The sequence below is a fragment of the Sphingomonas sp. dw_22 genome, from assembly GCF_018449795.1.
Taxonomy (GTDB): domain Bacteria; phylum Pseudomonadota; class Alphaproteobacteria; order Sphingomonadales; family Sphingomonadaceae; genus Sphingomonas.
Genome location: NZ_JAAVVE010000019.1, coordinates 13,663 through 34,725 on the forward strand (window position 1 = coordinate 13,663; position 21,063 = coordinate 34,725).

General features: G+C 68.2%; 19 protein-coding genes. 1 reads left to right on the top strand and 18 read right to left on the bottom strand.

From position 1 onward, the window contains the following. Window positions 1–12 precede the first annotated feature (12 nt). The 10 genes from HB724_RS10470 to HB724_RS10515 all read right to left on the bottom strand — a co-directional run bounded on the left by HB724_RS10470 (window position 13) and on the right by HB724_RS10515 (window position 9,397). The gene (locus HB724_RS10470) at window positions 13–528 is read right to left on the bottom strand and encodes a chemotaxis protein CheW (RefSeq protein WP_213980876.1); all 516 of its coding nucleotides are present in this window, start codon (window positions 526–528) and stop codon (window positions 13–15) included. 4 nt (window positions 529–532) lie between these two features. Next, on the bottom strand, window positions 533–2,509 hold the full coding sequence (locus HB724_RS10475) for a chemotaxis protein CheA (RefSeq protein ID WP_213980877.1): 1,977 nt from the start codon (window positions 2,507–2,509) through the stop codon (window positions 533–535). Then, window positions 2,506–2,874, bottom strand: coding sequence for a response regulator (locus HB724_RS10480; RefSeq protein ID WP_187728359.1), 369 nt, complete (start codon window positions 2,872–2,874; stop codon window positions 2,506–2,508). Before HB724_RS10480 ends, HB724_RS10475 begins: the two co-directional genes overlap by 4 nt. Next, window positions 2,871–3,215 carry an STAS domain-containing protein gene (locus tag HB724_RS10485; protein WP_346344713.1) on the bottom strand — a complete coding sequence of 115 codons (345 nt, stop codon included), beginning with the start codon at window positions 3,213–3,215 and terminating at the stop codon, window positions 2,871–2,873. Before HB724_RS10485 ends, HB724_RS10480 begins: the two co-directional genes overlap by 4 nt. Before the next feature lie 178 nt (window positions 3,216–3,393). After that, window positions 3,394–4,266: a 3-hydroxyisobutyrate dehydrogenase gene (gene mmsB / locus HB724_RS10490; protein WP_213980878.1), complete on the bottom strand. Its 873-nt coding sequence runs from the start codon at window positions 4,264–4,266 to the stop codon at window positions 3,394–3,396. A gap of 122 nt (window positions 4,267–4,388) precedes the next feature. Then, the gene (locus tag HB724_RS10495; protein WP_213980879.1) at window positions 4,389–5,165 is read right to left on the bottom strand and encodes an enoyl-CoA hydratase; all 777 of its coding nucleotides are present in this window, start codon (window positions 5,163–5,165) and stop codon (window positions 4,389–4,391) included. A 49-nt stretch (window positions 5,166–5,214) separates the two neighbouring features. Further along, on the bottom strand, window positions 5,215–6,258 hold the full coding sequence (locus tag HB724_RS10500) for a 3-hydroxyisobutyryl-CoA hydrolase (protein ID WP_213980880.1): 1,044 nt from the start codon (window positions 6,256–6,258) through the stop codon (window positions 5,215–5,217). Continuing rightward, the gene (locus HB724_RS10505; RefSeq protein WP_213980881.1) at window positions 6,255–7,400 is read right to left on the bottom strand and encodes an acyl-CoA dehydrogenase family protein; all 1,146 of its coding nucleotides are present in this window, start codon (window positions 7,398–7,400) and stop codon (window positions 6,255–6,257) included. The genes HB724_RS10500 and HB724_RS10505 overlap by 4 nt, the downstream gene beginning before the upstream one ends. A 34-nt stretch (window positions 7,401–7,434) precedes the next feature. Beyond that, window positions 7,435–7,899: a hypothetical protein gene (locus tag HB724_RS10510; protein WP_213980882.1), complete on the bottom strand. Its 465-nt coding sequence runs from the start codon at window positions 7,897–7,899 to the stop codon at window positions 7,435–7,437. A gap of 4 nt (window positions 7,900–7,903) precedes the next feature. Then, entirely contained in the window at window positions 7,904–9,397 is a 1,494-nt protein-coding gene (locus HB724_RS10515; protein ID WP_213980883.1) for a CoA-acylating methylmalonate-semialdehyde dehydrogenase, read from the bottom strand. Window positions 9,398–9,477: 80 nt separating this feature from the next. Between HB724_RS10515 and HB724_RS10520 the strand changes: the two genes are divergently transcribed. Next, window positions 9,478–10,371, top strand: coding sequence for a LysR family transcriptional regulator (locus HB724_RS10520; protein ID WP_213980933.1), 894 nt, complete (start codon window positions 9,478–9,480; stop codon window positions 10,369–10,371). Between the two features lie 68 nt (window positions 10,372–10,439). On the opposite strand, the gene HB724_RS10525 is transcribed toward HB724_RS10520, so the two are convergent. The 8 genes from HB724_RS10525 to HB724_RS10560 form a co-directional block, all read right to left on the bottom strand. Next, complete coding sequence (locus HB724_RS10525; RefSeq protein WP_213980884.1) at window positions 10,440–11,663, bottom strand: FAD-dependent oxidoreductase; 1,224 nt, start codon at window positions 11,661–11,663, stop codon at window positions 10,440–10,442. Window positions 11,664–11,714: 51 nt separating this feature from the next. Continuing rightward, window positions 11,715–13,016 carry an MFS transporter gene (locus tag HB724_RS10530; protein WP_213980885.1) on the bottom strand — a complete coding sequence of 434 codons (1,302 nt, stop codon included), beginning with the start codon at window positions 13,014–13,016 and terminating at the stop codon, window positions 11,715–11,717. Then, the gene (locus tag HB724_RS10535) at window positions 13,013–14,167 is read right to left on the bottom strand and encodes an L-lactate dehydrogenase (protein ID WP_213980886.1); all 1,155 of its coding nucleotides are present in this window, start codon (window positions 14,165–14,167) and stop codon (window positions 13,013–13,015) included. Before HB724_RS10535 ends, HB724_RS10530 begins: the two co-directional genes overlap by 4 nt. A gap of 9 nt (window positions 14,168–14,176) precedes the next feature. Next, window positions 14,177–15,271 carry a 12-oxophytodienoate reductase gene (locus tag HB724_RS10540; protein WP_213980887.1) on the bottom strand — a complete coding sequence of 365 codons (1,095 nt, stop codon included), beginning with the start codon at window positions 15,269–15,271 and terminating at the stop codon, window positions 14,177–14,179. Further along, complete coding sequence (locus tag HB724_RS10545; protein ID WP_213980888.1) at window positions 15,271–16,458, bottom strand: mandelate racemase/muconate lactonizing enzyme family protein; 1,188 nt, start codon at window positions 16,456–16,458, stop codon at window positions 15,271–15,273. The genes HB724_RS10540 and HB724_RS10545 overlap by 1 nt, the downstream gene beginning before the upstream one ends. Before the next feature lie 12 nt (window positions 16,459–16,470). Further along, a complete protein-coding gene (locus HB724_RS10550) occupies window positions 16,471–17,457 on the bottom strand; it encodes a D-2-hydroxyacid dehydrogenase (protein WP_213980889.1) in 987 nt (328 codons plus the stop codon). 108 nt (window positions 17,458–17,565) lie between these two features. Beyond that, the gene (locus HB724_RS10555; RefSeq protein WP_213980890.1) at window positions 17,566–19,938 is read right to left on the bottom strand and encodes a TonB-dependent receptor; all 2,373 of its coding nucleotides are present in this window, start codon (window positions 19,936–19,938) and stop codon (window positions 17,566–17,568) included. A gap of 142 nt (window positions 19,939–20,080) precedes the next feature. Next, a complete protein-coding gene (locus tag HB724_RS10560) occupies window positions 20,081–21,019 on the bottom strand; it encodes a helix-turn-helix domain-containing protein (RefSeq protein ID WP_213980891.1) in 939 nt (312 codons plus the stop codon). Window positions 21,020–21,063 lie beyond the last annotated feature (44 nt).

Here is a 21,063-nt window from a genome sequence, read left to right on the forward strand (position 1 = left end):
AAGCCCCCTGGCTCAGTGAACGGTGGACGGAAGGGTGGCGGCAGCGGACTCGCCGCCTCCGATGAACGAACGGAAAATCGCGGAAAGATCGGGAAGGACGATCACGCCCTCCGGGGTACGCACCAGTTCGCGGACATAATCGCGGCGCCAGCGCATGCCGACGGCCGGTGGCTCCTCGCTGTCGCCCTGGTGCAGAGTGGCGACTTCGTGGACCTTGTCGGTGCGGATGCCGAGCTGGATCGCCTCGCCCTCCGCGTCGATCTCGATCACGACGATGCGGCTGTCGACCGTCGCTTCCGCCGCCGGCAGGCCGAAGGCGAGGCGCAGGTCGGCGATCGGGATGATCTTGCCGCGGAAATTGACGACGCTGCCGACCAAGGGCGCCGCACCGGGCACCACCGTCTCGGGCAGCAGGTCGAGGATCTCGCGGACCAGGATGGCCTCCAGCGCGAACGTCTCTTCCTGCAGGTTGAACGTCAGCACTTCGAGGGTGCCGTTGGCATCCCATCGGGTTCTTGTGTCGTGCATGGGCTTATCCGGCGGCGCGAAGCCGCTCCTCCTGATGCTGGCCGAGAGTGACGAGCTGAACGACGTCGAGGATCAGCGCGACGCCGCCGTCGCCGAGGATCGTCGCACCGGCGAAGGTGGAGACGTCGCGGTGGAGCGCCGACATCGACTTGATGACCGTCTGGTGGCTGCCGATGATCTGATCGACCACCAGCCCCACCCGCTCGGCGCCGGTCGCGATCACCACGATCTTCTGGTGCGGATCGGGCCGGGTGCCGGTGTCGAACATCTCGCGCAGGCGCAGGAACGGCACCAGCCGGTCGCGCAGCGTGATGAAGCTGCGGCCCCGCGAGCGCAGATCCTCCTCAAGGCTCAGCTCGATGCACTCCTCGACCGCCGCTAGCGGGATCACGTAGCGACCGTTGCCGACGCGCACGAGCAGCCCATCGATGATCGCGAGCGTCAGCGGGATGCGCAGCGTGACCGTCGAGCCCTCGCCGGGCACGCTCTTGATGTCGATCGAACCGCGCAGGCTCTCGATGGTGCGCTTGACCACGTCCATGCCGACGCCGCGGCCGGAGAGGTTGGTGACCGCCGCCGCCGTGGAGAAGCCCGGATGGAAGATCATCTGGAGCAGTTCCTGGTCGTTCAGCGTCTGGCCCGGCTGGATCAGCCCCTGGGCCTCGGCCTTGGCGCGGACCCGGTCGCGATCGATGCCGCGGCCGTCGTCGCGGATCGTGATCATCACCTCGCCGCCCTGCTGATGGGCGGAGAGCTTGACCTGCCCCGCGGCCGGCTTGCCGGCGGCGATACGTTCCCCGGGTGTTTCCAGCCCATGGTCGCAGGAATTGCGGATCAGATGGACCATCGGATCGGCGAGCCGCTCCATCACGGTCTTGTCGACTTCGGTGGTCTCGCCCTCGGTCAGCAGCTCGATGGTCTTGCCGGTCTCGCGCGACAGATCGTGGACGAGACGGCGGAAGCGGCCGAACAGGCTGGCGACCGGCACCATGCGCAGCACCATCATCGTGTCGCGCAGCTCGCTGGCCAGCCGTTCGATCTCCTCCGAGATCGAGCGCAGCACCAGATCGGCCGCCGTCCCGCCGCCATTGGCAAGCTGCGACAAGCGGCTCTGGACGATGACGAGCTCGCCCACCCGGTCCATCAGCTCGTCGAGCCGCTCGGCCGGCACGCGGACGCTCTCGCCCGATTTGGCGGCGGCACGGCCGGGCGCCGCATTGGCGGCTTCGGCAGCGGGCGGCGGCGCGTCGTTCGCGGCAACCGGAACCGGCACGTCGGCGGGCGCCTCATCGGCCACGGGCTCGGCGGCCAGCGGCTCGATCTTCAGCGCCATATCGTCCATCACGAAGATGAACACGTCCTCGATATCGTCCTTCGAGATGTCGCCATGCAGCTCGACGTCCCAGCCGATATGGCATTCGACCGGCACCAGATCCGCGAGCGGCGGAATCCGGTCGATGCGGGCGACGATCCGGCAGTCGCCCAGTTCGCGCAACTCGTCGAGCAGCATCAGCGGATTGGTGCCGTTCGCCATGCTCTCGGGCGGCAGGCGGAAGGACAGGCGCCAGCCCTTGGGCGCCGCCACGGCAGCGGCCGGCGTGCCGGAGGCCCCGTCGATCGCCGCCTGGAGACGGACCAGGATCGCGTCGCCCATGGCCTCCAGCCCGGTGCCGTCGGTCTCGATCAGCGCGCGCATATGATCCTGCGCGGAGAGGATGACCGCGACCAGCTCCTGCGTCGCGGGTGCCAGTCCCTTGCGGACACGATCGAACGCAGTCTCGCAATGATGGGTGAAGGTCGCCAGCGCGTCGAAGCCGAACATCGCGCCCGATCCCTTGAGCGTGTGCAGCCCGCGGAACACGGCGTCGACCAGGTCGCGATCATCCAGCCGGTGGCCGAGATCGAGCAGGCCCTGCTCGATCTGCTCAAGCAGTTCGCCCGCCTCGACGCGGAATGCCGCGATCGGATCCTGGCCGCTCATCGGCCGAGCACCTTGCGCGCGACCTTCACGAGCTGTTCGGGGACGAAGGGCTTGACCAGCCACCCCGTCGCGCCGGCTGCCTTGGCCTGCTGCTTCATCGCGTCATCGCTTTCGGTGGTGAGGAAGATGATCGGAGTGCCGCACTGGGCGGGATCCTTGCGCAGCTCGCGGATCATCGTCAGCCCGTCCATGTTGGGCATGTTCAGGTCGGTGATGATCATGTCGAACTTCGCCGAATTGGCGGCGGTCAGGCCCTCGACGCCGTCGCCGGCTTCGGTGACGTCATAGCCCGCGCCGGTGAGCGCGATGCGGATCGCCATGCGCAGGCTGGGCGAATCGTCGACGGTGAGGATCGAGGCAGTCATTGGGGCAGCTCTCCGTGGAACCAGAATTCGATGTCGGCAGGCCGGAGGTCGCCGAGGAAGCCGGCGCGATCGAGCAGCGCGGCAAGCGCGGGAACGGCCGGCTGGGCCAGGCCGAAGCGCGCGCCTTCCTGCTCGACATGGGCGCGGGCGGCGAGGAGGAGCTGGACGAAGCTGAGATCGACTTCGGCCAGATCGGACAGATCGATGTCGATATCGCCGCCCTCCTGGACGGCACCGAGCAGCACGCCGGCGAAATCGCCCGCATTTCTCACGGTAACGGAGCTGGGCGCTTCGATTACTTGCGTCACGTCATTCAAACCCCTGCCAAGAGCGGCCGGCACTTCGAAAGCGCAGACCTGCCCTTGCCTTTTAGAGGGACGTGACGTGGTTTATTGAATCGTAACGAATTTTTTGGCGGAAAACCGCCGCGCGCGGCCGAAATTCGGCCTTACGCCAACATCATAGGGCGGCGCGACATGCGCACCGCCCCGTTTTCGTAGCTGCCTCTGGCGGCGCGACCTACAACGTCTTGATGATCCCCGAGAAATCGAGGCCCGCGCCCTCGCCCTCGACGAACGCCTGATACAGCGCCGCCGCCCGCGCGCCCATCGGCGTATTCGCGCCGACGCTCGCCGCCGCCTCCATCGCCAGCTTCAGATCCTTGAGCATCAGCGGCGCGGCGAACCCGCCCTGATAGTCGTGATCGGCCGGCGTTTCAGGGCCGACGCCGGGCACCGGGCAATAGCTCGTCATCGACCAGCTCTGGCCGGAGCTTACCGAGGCGATGTCGTAGAATTTCTGGAGATCGAGGCCCAGCTTGCCCGCCAGCACGAACGCCTCGCACGTCGCGATCATCTCGGCGCCGAGCAGCATGTTGTTGCAGATCTTGGCGGCCTGGCCGGCCCCGCCCGCGCCGGCGTGGATCACGGCCTTGCCCATGTCCGCCAGGAACGGCTCGGCCCGCTCGAACGCCGCGACGCTGCCGCCCACCATGAAGGTGAGCGTGCCCGCATTGGCCGCGCCGATGCCGCCCGACACCGGTGCATCGACCGCCATCAGCCCCCGCGCGGCGGCCGCCTCGGCGACACGGCGCGCGGTGTCGACGTCGATCGTCGAGCAATCGATCAGGATCGCGCCCGGCTCGGCATGGTCGAACACGCTGTCGGTATAGACGGCCTCGACATGGCGGCCTGCGGGCAACATCGTCACGATCGCCTCGGCCCCCGCGATCGCCTCCACGGCGCTGGCGGCGGGCAGGCATCCGGCCTTCTTCGCCTTGTCGAGCGCCTCGGCGGAAAGATCGAAGGCGCGCACGTCATGCCCCTTCTTCGCCAGGTTCGCGGCCATGCCGCCGCCCATGTTGCCGAGCCCGATGAATGCTACGCGTGCCACAGTCTGATCCTCTCAAATTCCCCTCCCGCTTGCGGGAGGGGTTAGGGGAGGGCCTGTCACCCTTCCCCGAAACTCACACGCTCTCCCCCGCCCCCTTCCCGCAAGCGGGAGGGGAGAAAGGGTCACTTCCCCGTCCAGACGCCCGCGCGCTTCTCCACGAACGCAGTCATGCCTTCCTTCTGGTCCTCGGTGCCGAACAGCGCGTGGAACAGCCGCCGCTCATAGGCCACGCCCTGCGCCAGCACCGTCTCGAAGGCGGTATTGACCATCTCCTTGTTCGCCAGCACCGCAAGCGGCGCCATGCCGGCGATCTGGGCGGCGGTCTTCACCGCTTCCTCGACCAGATCGGCGGCGGGGAGGATACGGCTGACCAGCCCGGCGCGTTCCGCCTCCACCGCGTCCATCATCCGGCCGGTGAGACACATCTCCATCGCCTTGGCCTTGCCCACCGCGCGGGCGAGCCGCTGCGATCCGCCCATGCCGGGGGTGACCGCCAGCTTGACCTCGGGCTGGCCGAACTTGGCGGTGTCCGCCGCCAGGATGAAGTCGCACATCATCGCCAGCTCGCAGCCGCCGCCCAGCGCATAGCCCGCCACCGCCGCGATGATCGGCTTGCGCGTACGGGTGAACTGGTCCCACCCGGAGAAGAAGTTGCTGCCATACATGCTGGCGAAGCTCTGGGCCTGCATCTCCTTGATGTCCGCGCCCGCCGCGAAGGCCTTCTCGCTGCCGGTCAGCACCGCGCAGCCCTGGCCCGGATCGGCATCGAACGCCGTCACCGCATCGAGCATCTCGCCCAGCACCTGGCTGTTGAGCGCGTTGAGCGCCTGGGGCCGGTTGAGCGTGAGCAGCGTGACGGGTCCGCGCTGCTCGACGAGAATGGTTTCATAGTCCGACATCAGTTCCTCCCTGCCTCGCCCCGGCGAAAGCCAGGGTGACGGTATATGCTCAAGCCGGCGCCCATGCCTCGCCTTCCGGCAGCGGCGCGAAAATCTGGTCGATCACGTGATCCGTAACGCCTTCCGGCGTCGCGGGCGACCAGCGCGGCGCATTGTCCTTGTCGATGATGACCGCGCGCACGCCCTCGGCGAAATCGGGGCGCTGGACGACGCGGCTGGCGACCGCGAACTCCTGGCGCATCTCGTCTTCGAAGCTGGGCATGCGGCGACCCTGGCGGACGAGGTGAAGCGCGACCTTCATGGTCTGGGGCGATTTGGTGCGCAGCGTCGCGCGCTGCTCCCGCGCCCAATCGCCGCCATCGGCATCGAGCGTGGCGAGGATCTCCTCCAGCGTGTCGCCCGCGAACAGGCGGTCGATCGCCCCCCGGTGCACGGCGATCCGAGCCCCCGGCGCCGGGGCGGAGAGCGAATCGAGGATCGCTTCGATCGCTTGCGGATCGGCGGCGATCCGGGCCTTGGCTTCGTCCAGGGACTCGGCGGACAGGAAATGCGTGGCGAGCCCGAGCGCCAGGCATTCGCCGCCGTCCAGCCGCGCGCCGGTCAGTGCGATATATTCGCCGAGATGCCCCGGCAGGCGCGAGAGATACCAGCCGCCGCCCACATCGGGGAACAGGCCGATGCCGGTCTCGGGCATGGCGAAGCGGGTATTCTCGGTCGCGACCCGGTATTTCGCCGGCATCGAGATGCCCACGCCGCCGCCCATGGTGATCCCGTCCATGAACGCCACCACCGGCTTGGCATAGGTGAACAGCCGGTGGTTCATCTGATATTCGAGCCGGAAAAAGGCGCGCGCCGCGCTGCCGTCGCCCGCCCCGCTCTCGGCGAGCATGCGGATGTCGCCGCCCGCGCAGAAGCCCCGACCCTCGGCATGGTCGATCAGCACCGCCTCGACCGCGCCGTCGCCGCGCCACGCGCCCAGCGCGTCGAGCATCGCCGCGCACATGGCGCCATTGAGCGCATGGATCGCCTTGGGCCGGTTCAGCCGGATCCGGCCGATACGGCCCTCGATGAGGGTCAGGACATCCTGCGTCACTGGCGCGTCAGCTCCCGCCCGATAATCATCCGCATCACTTGATTGGTGCCCTCCAGGATCGAATGGACGCGCAGGTCGCGCCAGAAGCGTTCGATCGGATAATCCATCAGATAGCCATAGCCGCCATGGAGCTGGAGCGCCTGATCGACAACCTTCGATCCCGTATCGGTGGCGAAGCGCTTGGCCATCGCGGCGAAGCGAGTCTTGTCGGGGGCATTCGCGGTCACCTTGGCGGCGGCGAGATAGAGCAGCGCCCGTGCCGCCTCCAGCTCGGTCGCCATGTCGGCCAGGGTGAACTGGGTGTTCTGGAAATCGGCGATCGCGGTGCCGAACTGCCTGCGCTCCTTGGTATAGCGGATCGCTTCGTCCAGGCAGCGCTGCGCCCCGCCCAGCGAGCAGGCGCCGATATTGAGCCGCCCGCCGTCCAGCCCCATCATCGCGATGCGGAAGCCCTCACCCTCGGCGCCGACAAGATTCTCGACCGGCACGCGGACCTCCTCCAGGATCACCTGCGCGGTCGGCTGCGAATGCCAGCCGAGCTTGCGCTCCTGCGCGCCGAAGCTCACGCCGGGCATGTCCTTCTCGATCACCAGGCAGGAAATGCCCTTGGGGCCCTCCTCGCCGGTGCGGACCATCACGACATAGACTTCATTCTCGCCGCCGCCCGAGATGAACTGCTTGGTGCCGGTCACGACATAATGGTCGCCGTCCCGAACGGCACGCGTCTTGAGCGCCGCCGCGTCGGAGCCCGATCCCGGCTCGGTCAGGCAATAGCTGGCGATCCGCTCCATCGTGACGAGCGAGGGCAGATACTTGTCCTTCACCGCCTGGCCGCCGAACCGGTCGATCATCCAGCTCGCCATGTTGTGGATCGAGATGAACGCGCTGGTGGACGGACAGCCATAGGCCATCGCCTCCATGATGAGCGCCGATTCGAGCCGGCCCAGCCCGATCCCGCCACTCTCCTCCGAAACGTAGATCGAGGCGAAGCCCAGCTCCGCCGCCGCGCGGATCGTGTCGCGCGGGAAGATGTGCTTCTCGTCCCACTCCGCAGCGTGCGGCGTGATCGCATCGGCGGTGAACTGGCGCGCCATCTCCTGGATCTGGCGCTGCTCGTCGGTAAGTTCGAATTGGGTGGTCATGTATCCATGCTCGCCATTTGATCGAGGCTCATCTTCATTCCCATGAGAAAATCGTCCGCAGCTTGCAGCCCTGCGGCTCCTCCCCTTCCTCGAACAGGTCCACCCGGTCGATCGCCGCAAGCTGGGCGCGAGTCAAAGCCCTGGGCGACTGGAAATAGGCCGCGCCATGACGCCCGTTCCAGATCGCGACCATATATTTCCCATCCACGCGCCGCTGCCCGAACCGGACCGGCCCTTTGCCGGCCCGGCGGGCGACGATCCGCCCGGGCGGCTTGCTGGCCCAGCCTATTCCATGCACGTCGAGCATGCCGAATGCGCCCTCCCAGCGGAAAGTCCCGCCATGGATGCCGCCCTGCAACGTGACGACGCGTTCGCCGGCGACCAGATCGATGATCGGGGCATAGCCGCAAAAGCGCCCGGGGCCATTCAACTCGCCTGCGCTCCCCCGGCCCGGCCACAAGGCGGCAAGTCCGATGGCAGCGGCGAAAATGACCTTCATGCCCTCACCCCATGGTCGGAATGACGAACGCGCTATCACCCGCGCCGCCGTCCGGCCAGCGCTGCGTGACCGTCTTGACCTTGGTCCAGAACTTCACGCCTTCCATGCCGTGCTGGTTGGTGTCGCCGAACGCGCTGCGCTTCCAGCCGCCGAAGGTGTGATACGCCACCGGCACCGGGATCGGCACGTTGATCCCCACCATGCCGACATTCACCCGCGCCGCGAACTCGCGCGCCGCATGGCCGTTCCGCGTGAAGATCGCGACGCCGTTGCCGTACTGGTGCTCACTCGGCAGCCGCAGCGCCGCCTCGAAATCGGGCGCGCGGACGATCTGGAGGACGGGTCCGAAAATCTCCTCCTTGTAGGCCTGCATGTCCGGCGTCACCCGGTCGAACAGCGACGGCCCGATGAAGAACCCCTGCTCATGCCCCTGAAGCGTGAAGCCGCGGCCATCGACCACCAGCTCGGCGCCTTCGTCCACGCCCTTCTGGATCCAGTTCTCGACCCGCGCCTTGTGCGCGGCGTTCACCACCGGCCCGTAATGCGCATCCTTATCGGTCGAGACGCCGACGCGCAGCTTCTCGATCGCCGGGATCAGCCGCTCGCGCAGCGCATCGGCGGTCCTGTCGCCCACCGGCACCACCACCGGCAGCGCCATGCAGCGCTCGCCCGCCGAACCGAACGCCGCGCCCGAGAGATCCGCCACCACCTGGTCGAGATCGGCGTCGGGCATGACGATGCCGTGGTTCTTCGCCCCGCCCATCGCCTGGACGCGCTTCCCCGCCTCGACGCCGCGCCGATAGACATAATGGGCGATATCCGACGAACCGACAAAGCTCACCGCGCCGATCGCCGGATGATCGAGAATCGCGTCGACCATCTCCTTGTCGCCATGCACGACCTGGAGGATGCCCTCGGGCAACCCAGCCTCGCGGAACAACTCGGCAAGCCGCACCGGCACGCTGGGATCGCGCTCGCTGGGCTTGAGGATGAAGGCATTGCCGCACGCGACCGCCACGCCCGACATCCACAGCGGGATCATCGCCGGGAAGTTGAACGGCGTGATCCCCGCTCCGATGCCGATCGGCTGGCGCATCGAATAGACGTCGATGCCCGGCCCGGCGCCCTGGGTATATTCGCCCTTCAGCACATGCGGGATGCCGCAGGCGAACTCGATCACCTCCAGCCCGCGCTGGATGTCGCCCTTGGAGTCGGCGATCACCTTGCCATGCTCGGACGAGAGCAGGTGCGACAGTTCGTCCATATGCGCCTCGACCAGCGCCTTGAAATTGAACATCACCCGGGCGCGGCGCTGCGGATTGGTCGCCGCCCAGCCCGGCTGCGCGGCCTGCGCGGCGGCGACGGCGCGGTCGAGCTCGACCTGGGTGCCGAGCGTCACCTGCGCCTGGACCTCGCCGCTATTGGGATCGAACACGTCCGACGTGCGGCCCGCCCCGCCGCCCGAATGCCCGACAATGAAATGGTCGATGGTGCGCATGAACCTCTCCTATTTGCCCCCAGCTTGGGCCGTCGCGAAGTTGCAGGCAATCTGCGTTTCTGCGAACAACGCCTGCAATGATGCACCCGCTTCGCTGGAACGACCTGCAGGACTTCGTCGCGATCGCCCGCGCGGGCCAGCTCTCGCGCGCGGCGTCGGGGCTCGGCGTCGATCCCACCACCATGGGCCGCCGCCTGCGCCGGCTCGAACGGGTACTGGGCCAGACGCTGTTCGAGAAGACGCGCGAGGGCCAGGTGCTCACCGAAGCGGGCGAACGGTTGCTCGCCCATGCCGAAGCGATGCAGCGCGCCGCCGACCGGATCGAGGAACGCCCCGGCAACGCGCACGAGCTGACCGGCCTGCTGCGCGTCAGCGTCTCCGAAGGCTTCGGCGCCTGGTTCGTGGCCGAGCATCTGGGCGATTTCGTCGAGCGGCACCCGGCGCTGGTGGTCGATCTGGTCGCGAGCAGCGGCTTCCTCAGCCCCTCCAAGCGCGAGACCGACATCGCGATCCTGCTCGCCCGCCCGCGCGCCGGGCCGGTGGTGAGCGCCAAGCTGTCCGACTATGCGCTGCGCCTCTATGCCGCGCGCGCCTATGCCGATCGGCACGGCGCGCCCGCGAACACCACGGCACTGCGCGAACATCGCCTCATCGGCTATATCCCCGACCTGCTCTACGCGCCCGAGCTGCGCTACCTGAACGAGATCGACGAAGCGCTGGCGCCGACGGTGCGCAGCTCCTCGATCCTGGCGCAGCACCGGCTGATCGCCTCGGGCGTGGGCCTCGGCGTGCTGCCCTGCTTCATCGGCGACGCCGATCCGGCGCTGGTCCGGGTGCTGCCGGAGATGCGTATCCAGCGCTCCTTCTGGATGGTGACGCACCAGGACACCCGCCAGCTCCAGCGGGTCCGCGCGTTCAAGGACTGGCTGACGGCGCTGGTGCAGGAGCGGCGCGGACGGCTGACGGGGGAGTAGCCCGTGCCGAGCCCTGCCCAACAATCGTCATCCCGGCCCGCGCCGGGATGACGATGATCTAGGGGGCTTCACCCCAACTCCTTCAACGGCACACCAGCATCCGCCAGCCGCGCGGCGTCCACCACGCGCCCTTCCACCACCAGCTTCCGCCCCTGGACATAATCCTTCACCGCATTGACGCAGTCGAGCGCAATCACCCTGCCCTGCTTCAGATAGACGATCGAGAAGCTCCCGCTCGCCGGATCGCCGCGCACGACCGTCCGGTCATGGCCGATCGAGAGTCCCACGGTCTGGAGCTTGATGTCATACTGGTTCGACCAGAACCACGGCACCGCATCATATTCCACCGGCTGGCCCAATATCGTCTTCGCCACGACCGCCGCCTGGTCGTTGGCGTTCTGCACCGATTCCACCCGGATCCGCGCCCCCTCGGCAAAGCGGTTCGCATGCAGAGCGCAATCCCCGATCGCGAACACATCGGGCAGACTGGTCCGGCACTGGCCATCCACCGCGACGCCGTTCCCCCCTTCCGCGCCGGCCGCCAGCAGCGGCTCGACGGCGGGCACGATGCCGATGCCGACGATCACCATCCCGGCCCGCAGCACCTCGCCATCGACGAGCCGCACGCCGGTCACGCGATCCTCGCCCAGCACGCAATCGACCGCCGCCCCAAGCCGCACATCGACGCCATGCGCGCGATGCTGCTCCTCGAAGAAGCGCGACAGCGGTTCGCCGGCAACACGCGCCAGCACCCGATCCAGCGCCTCCAGCAGCACGACCTTCTTGCCGAACTTGGCAAGCACCGCCGCCGCCTCCAGCCCGATATAGCCTCCGCCGATCACCACGACATGCTCGACCTGCGGCAGCTCCGCCATCATCCGGTCGGCATCGGCGCGGGTGCGCACCGTATGCACGCCGGCAAGGTGATGCCCGCCGCAGTTCAGCAGTCGCGGCGCGCCGCCCGTCGCCCAGACGAGATGGCGGTACCGGATCATATCGCCCGCATCGGTCGTCACGCCATGCCCACCCGGATCGACCGATACGACGGTCGTGCCCAGCCGGAACCCCACATCGCGCTCGGCCCAGAAGGTCTCGGGCCGGATCAGCAGCCGCTCGAACAGCTTGTCCCCGGCGAGATATTCCTTGGAGAGCGGCGGCCGCTCATAGGGCAGCTCGGGCTCGGCCCCGACGATCAGGATGCTCCCACCGAACTTGCCCTGCCGCAGCCCGATCGCGCAGGCCGCCCCGGCATGGCCGCCGCCGACGATCAGGACATCCGCTTCCTCGTGCATTCGCCTCTCCGCAATCTTCGCAGGCGATCTGCACCGTGGCGCCGCCAAAGGCTAGAGCGGCCGGCGATCCCTGGTCAGCCGGGCGGCAAGCGTGAGCAAGCCGTATCCGCCGATCGCCGCCAATGTCGTCACCAGCGCGAGCGCTCGGCCGATCGACTGGTCCCCGCCGAACAGGCCCGCATTGGTCGCCGCCACCAGCGTCGGCCCCAGGCCGAGCCCGACCAGGGTGGCGGCGAGCAGATAGACCGCGATCATCTGGCCGCGATGCTCGTTGGGGGTAAGCTGATAGATCGCCAGCGGCGCAAGGCCGGTGGGCATCGCCAGCAGGAAGCTGCACGCCACCAGCACGGCGAGCGCCACGCCGGGCGAAGGCGCAAGGCCGACCCACATCGAGAGCGGGATCACCGCCGCGATCGCCCAGCTCGCAAGGACGAGCGGGCGCGGACCGCCCCGCTTCGCCATCCGATCGGCGAGCCAGCCCGAAAACAGGATGCCCGATCCGCCCGCCACGGCCAGGATCGCGCCATAGGCCGCGCCGATCGTGCTCGCCTGCCAGCCGAACAGGCGGATGAACACGGTCGGCGTCCAGCTTATCAGCGAGAAGCTCGCCAGCGCGTTGAGGCTGAGCCCGCAGATCATGACGGCGAGGATGGCGATATTCTCGCGCACGAAGCCCAGGGTGGAAGATGCCGCCCCCGCAGCGGCGCGCTCGCGGCGGACGGGCTCGCGGACCAGCAGCATCGCCGCGGCGACGAGCACGCCGGGCAGGCCGACGATCACGAACGCCGCCTTCCAATTGGGCATCATCCCGATCAGCGGCATGTCCACCTGGGTCGCGCCCATGGTCGACAGGATCGCGAGCGCGCCCGCGATCATCGCCACGCCCGATCCGACGAAGGTGCCCAGCGTATAGACGCCCATCGCCCGCCCGCGCCGGCTCGGATGGAAATAGTCGGCGACCAGCGAATAGGCGGCGGGCGAGAGCGCCGCCTCCCCCACCCCCACCAGCATCCGCGCGGCGAACAGCTCGGCGAAGTTGCGCGCGAAGCCGCAGGCGATAGTGGCGAAGCACCAGACCAGCATCCCGATCACGATCAGGTTGCGCCGGTTGCCCCGGTCCGCGATGCGGCCGAAGAGCACGCCGAGCACGGTGAAGGTGATGACGAACGCAAAGCCGTGGAGCAGGCTGATCTGCGTGTCGGTGATGCCCAGATCGTGGCGGATCGGCTGGACGAGCAGGCTCAATATCTGCCGGTCCATCACCGCGACGATATAGGCCAGCAGCAGGAGCGCCACGACGCCCCAGGCGGTGGCCAGCGCGGGAAATCCGGCTTCGCTCTTCTCTTCGCTCATTCCATCGTTCCTTGGCGCCGCGCGAGGATATCGGGGGTTATGTCGGCAAGCGTGCGGCAACCGGTCATCGCCATGGCGGCGCGCAGGTCGCGGCCGAAGCCGTCGATCAATGCCGAGACGCCGGCCTCGCCGCCCGTCGCCAGCGCATAGGCCCAGGCACGGCCGAGCAGCACGCCGTCGGCGCCCAGCGCCAGCATCTTGAGCAGGTCCACGCCCGATCGCACGCCGCCGTCCGCCAGGATCGTCGCCCGCCCCTTCACCTTCGCCGCGATCGCGGGGAGCGCCTCGGTGGATGCGAGGGCGCCATCGAGCTGGCGGCCGCCATGATTGGAGACGACGATGCCGTCCGCGCCGGCCGCCACCGCGGCGTCCGCGTCCTCGGGATCGAGCACGCCCTTGATGATGAGCGGCCCGCGCCAATGCTCGCGGACGAAGGCGAGATCGTCCCAGGTCACCGAAGGATCGAAATTGCGCAGGATCCAGCCGGCGAAGTCCTGCGCGCCCGCCCGTCCGCCCAGCACGGGCGCGAGATTGCCGATCGCATGCGGCCGTCCGCGCAGTCCCACGTCCCAGGCCCAGCCGGGCCGCATCGCGGCATGGAGCCCGCGGCGGAGCATTCCCCTCAGCCCCGGCGCGCCGGACATGCCCGATCGGAAATCGCGATAGCGCGTCGCCCCCACCGGCATGTCGACGGTGAAGACCAGCGCCGAGCAATGCTGCGCGGCGAGCTGCAGCATATCGGCCATGAAGGCGCGGTCGCGGATCATGTAGAGCTGGAACCAGAAGGGCGTGCCGGTGCCCGCCGCGACCTCGGCGACGCTGCACACCGCAACGGTGGAGAGGCAGAAGGGCACCCCCGCTTTCTCCGCCGCGCGCGCCGCCTGGACCTCGCCCCGGCGCGCGCACATGCCGGCCAGCCCGACCGGACCCAGCCCCAGCGGCAGCGCCGCATCCTGCCCGAACAATCGGGTATTCGTCTCGATGCCGGAGACGTCGCGCATCACCCGCTGGCGCAGGCGCACCCCGCGCAGCGCATCGCGATTGGCGCGCAGCGTCTGCTCGTCATACGAACCGCCGGCGATATAATCGAACAGGAAATGCGGCAGCCGCCGCCGGGCGCGCTCCTCCAGATGCTCGGGGCCGGTCAGCATCGCGCGCGCCTAATAGACGACATTGGCGGCACGCGCTTCGAACGGGATCAGATCGGCGAAGCGCCCTTCACGGACCTTCTCGATCCAGTGCGGATCGGCGAGCAGCACGCGCCCCAGCCCGACCAGATCGAAATCGCCACGCTCGAAGCGCTCGACCAGCCCGGTGAGCGGCGCCGGCACGGCACGGTCGCCGGCGAAGGACGCGGTCACGTCGCGATCGAGGCCGATCGAGCCGATCGTCATCGTCCGTCCGCCGGTCAGCTTCTTCACCCAGCCGGCGAGGTTCAGGTCCGATCCCGCGAACTCGGGCTCCCAGAAGCGGCGCTGCGAGCAATCGATGAAGTCGATCCCGGCATCCACCAGCGGCCCCACCCAGCGCGCCAGCGCATCGGGCGTGATGGCGAGCTTCGCGGCGTAATCCTGCTCCTTCCACTGCGAGATGCGCATCGAAACCGGCATGTCCGGGCCCGTCGCGGCGCGCACCGAGCGATAGACCGCTAGCGCGAACGCCAGCCGGTCCTCCAGATGCACGCCGCCCCAGCGGTCGGTCCGCTTGTTGGTCGCGTCCCAGAAGAACTGGTCGATCAGGAACCCGTGCGCGCCATGGATCTCGACCGCGTCGAAGCCCACCTCTCTGGCCGCCGCCGCCGCCTCGCCGAAGCGCGCGACGATATCGGCAATGGCTTCGTCATTCAGCGGCTCGCCCACGACGAAATCGGGACCGCCCAGCCCCGAGGGACTGGCCAAGGGCGCCGGCCGCCACCAGGGCTCGCGATTGAACCGGCCCCCGGCATGCCAGAGCTGAAGCGAGATGCGGCCCCCTGCAGCATGGGTCTCCGCCACCAGCGATCGCCATGCCGGCCGCGCCTCGGCGCGGAAATCGGCGAGCACCGGCGAATTGTTGGCGGCGGGATGGTCGATCGCCGCGCCACCGGTGAGCATCAGCCCCACCCCGCCCTCGGCGCGCCGCCGGTGATAGGCCGAGAGCTCGGGCGTAGGCATTCGCTCGGGGCAGGCATAGCGCGACATCGGCGCCATCACGAAGCGATTGGGCAGGGTCAGCGTGCCGATGGTGATCGGCTGGAACAGCGCTTCGAGGCCCATCAGCCCTTGCCCCAGGGATGTTCGGCGACGGCGGCCTCGTTCACGTCCGCGCCCCAGCCGGGCGCCTCGGGCAGGTCGAACCCGCCATCGGCGATGCGCGGCGCCACGGTGAGCAGGTCGTATTTCCACGGCACGTCGTCGGCCTCGATCTCCATGATCTCCAGATTGGGAACCGACGCGCAGAAATGCGCCGCCATCAGGTCCGCGAGCGGCCCGTAGAAATTATGCGGCGCGACGTTGATCTCATGCGCCTCCGCCAGTGCGGCGATGCGGACCGCCTCGGCGATGCCGTTCCAGGGCACGTCGACGATCGCGACATCGGCGGCGCCGGCCTGGAAATAGGGCTGGTAGCCGCGCCGGCCATAGAGCGTCTCCAGCGAGGCGAGCGGCATCGGCACCCGCCCGCGCAAATCCGCCAGCGCGGCGGGCGAATGCACATCGGCCTCCAACCACCGGAGCCGGTGCCGCTCCAGCCGCCGTCCGATCCGGCCGAACCCCTCGGGCGTGCAGCCGAAATTGGCGTCGAACAGGATGTCGAGGTCCGGCCCGGCCCCGTCGCGGAAAGCCTCGACCTGCGCGTCGATCGCCGCGAGCGTCGCGCCGTCGAGCGCCCGGCCCGGATCGAAGCCCGGCACGAAACCGGGATTGAGCAGCGTGGCCCCCTTGTCCGAAAAGGCGATCGGATTGGTCTTGGCTACCCGGAAACCCCTGGCCACCGCCTCCGCCCCCAGCCGCTTCATGTCGTCGAGCGTCTCCAGCCGGGGCCGGCCGAGCGTCGTCTCGAAATAATCCCCGTCGCGCGCGCGGAAGCTGCCGCAATGCGACCAGTAGAGCGGCAGGCGCTCCCGAAACGGCCCGCCGAACAACCGCGCCACCGGCACGCCGGCCGCCTTTGCGGCGATATCGATACAGGCGTTCTCGATCGCCGCGATCGCCTGCGCATTGAGCCCGCCGGGCGCGAACCGCACGCTCGCATGCAGCTCCGCCGACAATGTCGCGAAGCCGCGCGGATCGCGGCCGATCACGCGCGCCGCCAGCGCCTCGATCACCTGCGGCAGCGCCGGCGACCACAGCCCCTGGCTATATTCCGACCAGCCGGTCAGCCCCGCGTCGGTCTCGATCTTCAGGAAGCTGAACGGCCGCCATCCTCCATCGGCATGGATGCTCGCGACACGGGCGATACGCATTCCGGCCCTCTCCTAAGCCGCCTGCAGCGTACAGGGATGGACGATGTGTAGCAGAGGCTCGCCCTGGGAAAAGCGCCGCGCATTCTCGGTCGTGATGGCCACCAGATGCGCGCGATCGTGCGGGGTCGGCCCCGCCGCGGCGGCGTGCGGCGTGAGGATCAGATTGGGCGCGGTCCAGAGCGGATGCCCCGCCGGCAGCGGCTCGGGATCGGTCACGTCCAGCGCCGCGCCGGCCAGCGCGCCTTCGCGCAATTTCTCCGAAAGCGCCTGCGAATCGACGATCCCGCCGCGCGAAAGATTGACCAGGAATGCGCGTTTCCCGACCAGCGCCAGCCGCTCGGCATTGAAGAACGCCCGGGTCTCGGCAGTCAGCGGCGCGGCGATCACCACGAAGTCCGCCTCGGGCAGATGCCCCTCCGCCTCGGCCAGCCGGCAGCTCAGATCGGCAAGCTCGCTGGGCCGGCCATGCTTGCTGACCGCGATCACCCGCATCCCGAAGGTGCGCGCCAGCCGGGCCAGCGCCTTGCCGATATGGCCGAAGCCGAGCACCATCACGGTCTTGCCCTGGAGCGAGCTCAGCCCGGCGCCGAGCCCATAGTCCCATCGCATCGCCCGCTGCGCCTCCAGCGCCTCGGGCAGCCGCCGCGCGAGCGCCAGCATCAGGCTCAGCCCATGCTCGGCGACGGTGGTCGCGCCAGCGCCCGGCGTATGCGTCACCACCAGCCCCTCGGGAAGCGACTGGCGCGTGACATTGTCATAGCCGGCATTGATGAGATGGATCCAGCTCAGCCTGTCGGATCCGTGGTTGAGCCGGTCGATCAGGAGCGGGGAGACGTGCGCCGCCGAAACGATGAACCCGTCCGCCTTCGGCAGCAGCGCCATCACGTCGGGCGCCTCGTTCGCCACGATCAGGTCGATCTGGGGCAACCCGGACAGCGAACGCTCGAGCGCATCGTCGCGCGCGACGTTCCAGAAAAGGATGTTCCGGGTCTCAGTCATCTGAAGCGATACTCGGTTCGGGCGGGAAAGCGGCGGAGGGGGCGGGAGGGCCACCCTCCGCCGCGAGGTTCCCGGCGCGGAAGGGTGCCGGGGAGCCGTCGAGCAGCATCAGAAGCGCCGCTTCACGGTGAGCAGCCATTCGCGCGGGCGGGTCGGCTGGCCGATCTGGGCGTTGTAGACCGGCGTGCCGGTCTGGTAATAATTGATATATTTGAACGTGCCGAAAACGTTCGTCACGCCCAGAATGACCGTCCAGTCCTTCTTCGTGTCCCAGGTGATCTGGGCATTGGCGAGCGCGCGCGGATCGATCCGGGTCAGCGCGGTGTTGACCGGGTCCGAATAGGTCGCGCTCAGATAGCTGATGTCGAAGCGCGGCGTGATCTCGCCCAGGCTGCCGGCATCGACGCTGTACTGGATGCCGCCCGACGCGGTCCATTCGGGCGTATAGACATTGGTCATGTCCAGCGACACGCCGGTAAAGGGCAGCACCTTGGTATATTTGAAGTCGAGATAGCCGAGCGAGGCGTTGATCAGCAGCCCGCCGGTGCGGATCTCCAGCTCGGCCTCGGCGCCGTTGATCCGCGCATCGCCGATATTGGTCGCTGCGGCGCAGGGACCGGCGGCGTTGTTCGGCGTGATCGCCGGGCAGGAATTGATCTTGCCCTGGACGTTCTTGAACACATTGTGGAACACCGCCGCGTTCAGCCGCACCGCGCGATCGAACAGGTCGCTCTTGAAGCCCGCTTCATAGCTGACCAGCGTCTCGGGCTCGAAAGGCACCACCTGGCTGGGGAAATAGGGCCGCGGATTGATGCCGCCGCCTTTGAAGCCCGTCGCATACTGGGCATAGATCAGCACGTCCTTGGTGACCTTATAGTCAGCGGCAAGGCGGTAATCGACGCGATCCCCGTCGAACACGCCGGTCACGCCGTCCAGGCTGCCAAGCGTCGGGTGCAGGCTGCCGTCCACGGCATAGCGATGGAAGAGATAGGTCTTCTTGTCCTTGGTGTAGCGGATCGCCCCGGTGAGCGACATCGCCGACACCGGATGGACCATCACTTGGCCGAACACCGATTTGGACGAGGTGTTGATCGGATCGTCGGTCAGCGATCGCAGGTCGACGCCGCCCCCGCCCGGCAGCAGCCCGCCGCGCAGGTTGAGCCGCGTGCGCGAATAGCCCTTGGCATCGTAATAGAAGCCGCCGACCGTCCATTCGACCAGCTTGTTCGCGAAGTCGCCCGAGAGGCGCAACTCCTGGGTGAACTGCTTGTGATCCAGCGTCCAGATCTGGTCGAGCACATCGGCCGGGGACACGTCGAGATCGACCGGGAAATAGGTGTTCGACACGCGATAGCCGGTGATCGACTGGAGCGTGACTCCGCCCAGATCGGCCGACAGATTGTTCGAGAAGCCCCAGCCGTGCATCGTCGTCTTGGGCGCATAGCTGAACTGCGAGGGCAGGCCCGGATCGCCGATATAGGTGGCGTAGTTGGTATAGCTGCCGTTCGGCGTCATGAAATTGTTGGTGCCGGCCCAGGCCGCGTTCTGCACCGTCAGCTTGCCCGCCGGATTCTCGGAATCGTCCTGGATGGTGTCGATGATGAAGTTGTTCTCGATCCCGTCGGCGACCAGCCAGCGGATCGCGGCGCGGGCACTGAACACCTGCTGGCCGCCCTCGGTGCCGATCTTGCAGCTCGTGTCGGTGCGCTGGTTCGGGAACTGGGTCGATCCGGTGACGCAGCCATAATCGAGCCGCGTCAGATAGCCGTCCGCCCGCCGGTTCGAAGCGGAAAGGCGGACGTACAGCTTCTGCGGCAGGATCGTGAAGTTCGCCGCGGCACGCGCGTTGATCCGGTTGAAGCGGCCATAGCCGATCTCGACATAGCCGTCGGTCGTCTCGTCGGGCTTGCGCGAATAGAGCTTGATCGCGCCGCCGATCGAATTCTTGCCCGCCAGCGTGCCCTGCGGGCCGCGCAGGATCTCGGTGCGGTCGAGGTCCATCGTCTCGAACAGGCTGCCCGAGATCACACCGTAATAGACATCGTCGACATAGATGCCGACGCCGGGCTCCACCGCGAAATGCGGATCGGACTGGCCGATGCCGCGGATATAGGCGCTGGCGCCCGCGCCGGTGCCCGCCACCTGGCGCTCGACATAGACGTTCGGCACCGATTTGGCGACTTCGGCGACGTCGCGGATGCCGCGCGCTTCCATCATGTCGCCGCTGATCGCGGAGATCGACAGCGGCGTATCCTGAAGCCGCTGCTGCTTGAACTGCGCGGTGACGACGATGTCCCCCGAATAGGGATCGTCGGCCGCGGCCGGCGTCTCCTGCGGCGCGGGCGCCTCCGCCACAGGCGGAGCGGCGCCGTCCTGCGCCCAGGCTTGGGAAGCCCCGCCGAGCGCCAGCGTCATCGCCAGAAGCGACGCCGCGCCGCGCAATCCGGCGCCTATCGAATCCATGTTCTTGGCCTTGTGCATCGTCCCCACCCACATTCTTGTTTTTAGCGTTGCCGTCCGGTGCGACCCGAAGGGTAACAGCGTCCTTTTAGGGAGGTGGGACGACACGCTCTTGCTCCGCCGTGCCGTTCGCTCTTGTTGCTGCGGGACAGGCCCGATGCGGTCAGGCCGCGCGGCGGCGCAGCTCGCGCGGGGCCTGCCGATAGGCTTCGCGGAAGCTGCGGCTGAAATGCGCGGCGTCGTTGAAGCCCCAGCGAAAGGCGATCTGGGTGATGCTCAGCCGGTCGTTCGCGGGATCGAGCAGATCCTGGCGGCAATGTTCCAGCCGGCGATGGCGGATCCAGCCGCATACCGACCATTCGGTGCCCGCAAAGGCACGGTGCAGCCGGCGCAGCGAGATGCCGCAGCCGGTGGCGATCTGCGAGGGCGACAGCTCGGGATCGGCGAGCCGCGCATCGATGAAGGCGCGGATGCGGCGGTCCGGCAGCGCCTGCTCGACGCTGACGAAGGTGCGGCGCTCGCGGTCGACCATGCGGCGGACCGCGCCCGTCAGCATCTCGCGCGCATGCACGGCATCCTCGTCGCCGAACCGGTCGGCCGAGCGCGCGATGGTGAGCAGCGTCGATCGGGTCAGCGCCGCCATGCCGTCATGGCCGGACATGCGATAGGGCCGGGCGAGCGCGCTCGCCGAGCACGACGCGACGAGCTCCGCGGCGGGCAGATAGGCGATGATCTGCGTCGTCGGGCCGTCGAAGCGCGTCGAGAAGGGGCGGAAGCTGTCGATGATGGCGAGCTCGCCGGCGGAAAGCGCCATGTCGCTGCTGCCCTGACGGAGCTGGCTGCGGCCGCTGAGCTGCATCACCAGCATCATGTAGCGGCATTGCTCGTCATTCTGGGGCAGCCGGTTCTGCTCGATCTCGTACACATTGTGCGCGAAATGGCAGATGCTGATCCCGCCCACTTCGCGATGCCGGATCGATCCGCTGAACGGCTCGCGCGTGAAGCGCATCACCGCGCGCCGGCCGCACAGCGCGGCAAGCTGATCGCGCCACGCCTCGCGCCCCTCGTCCGGGTGCATCGAGGCGGTTGTAAAGTCGAGCATGGCGCCCTCCCCTGACTGACCGTTTCTTATTTTTCTTAGCCCGA

Coding starts and splice junctions, on each gene's coding strand:
- HB724_RS10470 (WP_213980876.1), bottom strand. CDS start 528: ATGCACGACACAAGAACCCGATGGGATGCCAACGGCACCCTCGAAGTG.
- HB724_RS10475 (WP_213980877.1), bottom strand. CDS start 2,509: ATGAGCGGCCAGGATCCGATCGCGGCATTCCGCGTCGAGGCGGGCGAA.
- HB724_RS10480 (WP_187728359.1), bottom strand. CDS start 2,874: ATGACTGCCTCGATCCTCACCGTCGACGATTCGCCCAGCCTGCGCATG.
- HB724_RS10495 (WP_213980879.1), bottom strand. CDS start 5,165: ATGTCGGACTATGAAACCATTCTCGTCGAGCAGCGCGGACCCGTCACG.
- HB724_RS10505 (WP_213980881.1), bottom strand. CDS start 7,400: ATGACCACCCAATTCGAACTTACCGACGAGCAGCGCCAGATCCAGGAG.
- HB724_RS10510 (WP_213980882.1), bottom strand. CDS start 7,899: ATGAAGGTCATTTTCGCCGCTGCCATCGGACTTGCCGCCTTGTGGCCG.
- HB724_RS10515 (WP_213980883.1), bottom strand. CDS start 9,397: ATGCGCACCATCGACCATTTCATTGTCGGGCATTCGGGCGGCGGGGCG.
- HB724_RS10520 (WP_213980933.1), top strand. CDS start 9,478: ATGCACCCGCTTCGCTGGAACGACCTGCAGGACTTCGTCGCGATCGCC.
- HB724_RS10525 (WP_213980884.1), bottom strand. CDS start 11,663: ATGCACGAGGAAGCGGATGTCCTGATCGTCGGCGGCGGCCATGCCGGG.
- HB724_RS10530 (WP_213980885.1), bottom strand. CDS start 13,016: ATGAGCGAAGAGAAGAGCGAAGCCGGATTTCCCGCGCTGGCCACCGCC.
- HB724_RS10535 (WP_213980886.1), bottom strand. CDS start 14,167: ATGCTGACCGGCCCCGAGCATCTGGAGGAGCGCGCCCGGCGGCGGCTG.
- HB724_RS10540 (WP_213980887.1), bottom strand. CDS start 15,271: ATGGGCCTCGAAGCGCTGTTCCAGCCGATCACCATCGGCACGCTGACC.
- HB724_RS10545 (WP_213980888.1), bottom strand. CDS start 16,458: ATGCGTATCGCCCGTGTCGCGAGCATCCATGCCGATGGAGGATGGCGG.
- HB724_RS10550 (WP_213980889.1), bottom strand. CDS start 17,457: ATGACTGAGACCCGGAACATCCTTTTCTGGAACGTCGCGCGCGACGAT.
- HB724_RS10555 (WP_213980890.1), bottom strand. CDS start 19,938: ATGCACAAGGCCAAGAACATGGATTCGATAGGCGCCGGATTGCGCGGC.
- HB724_RS10560 (WP_213980891.1), bottom strand. CDS start 21,019: ATGCTCGACTTTACAACCGCCTCGATGCACCCGGACGAGGGGCGCGAG.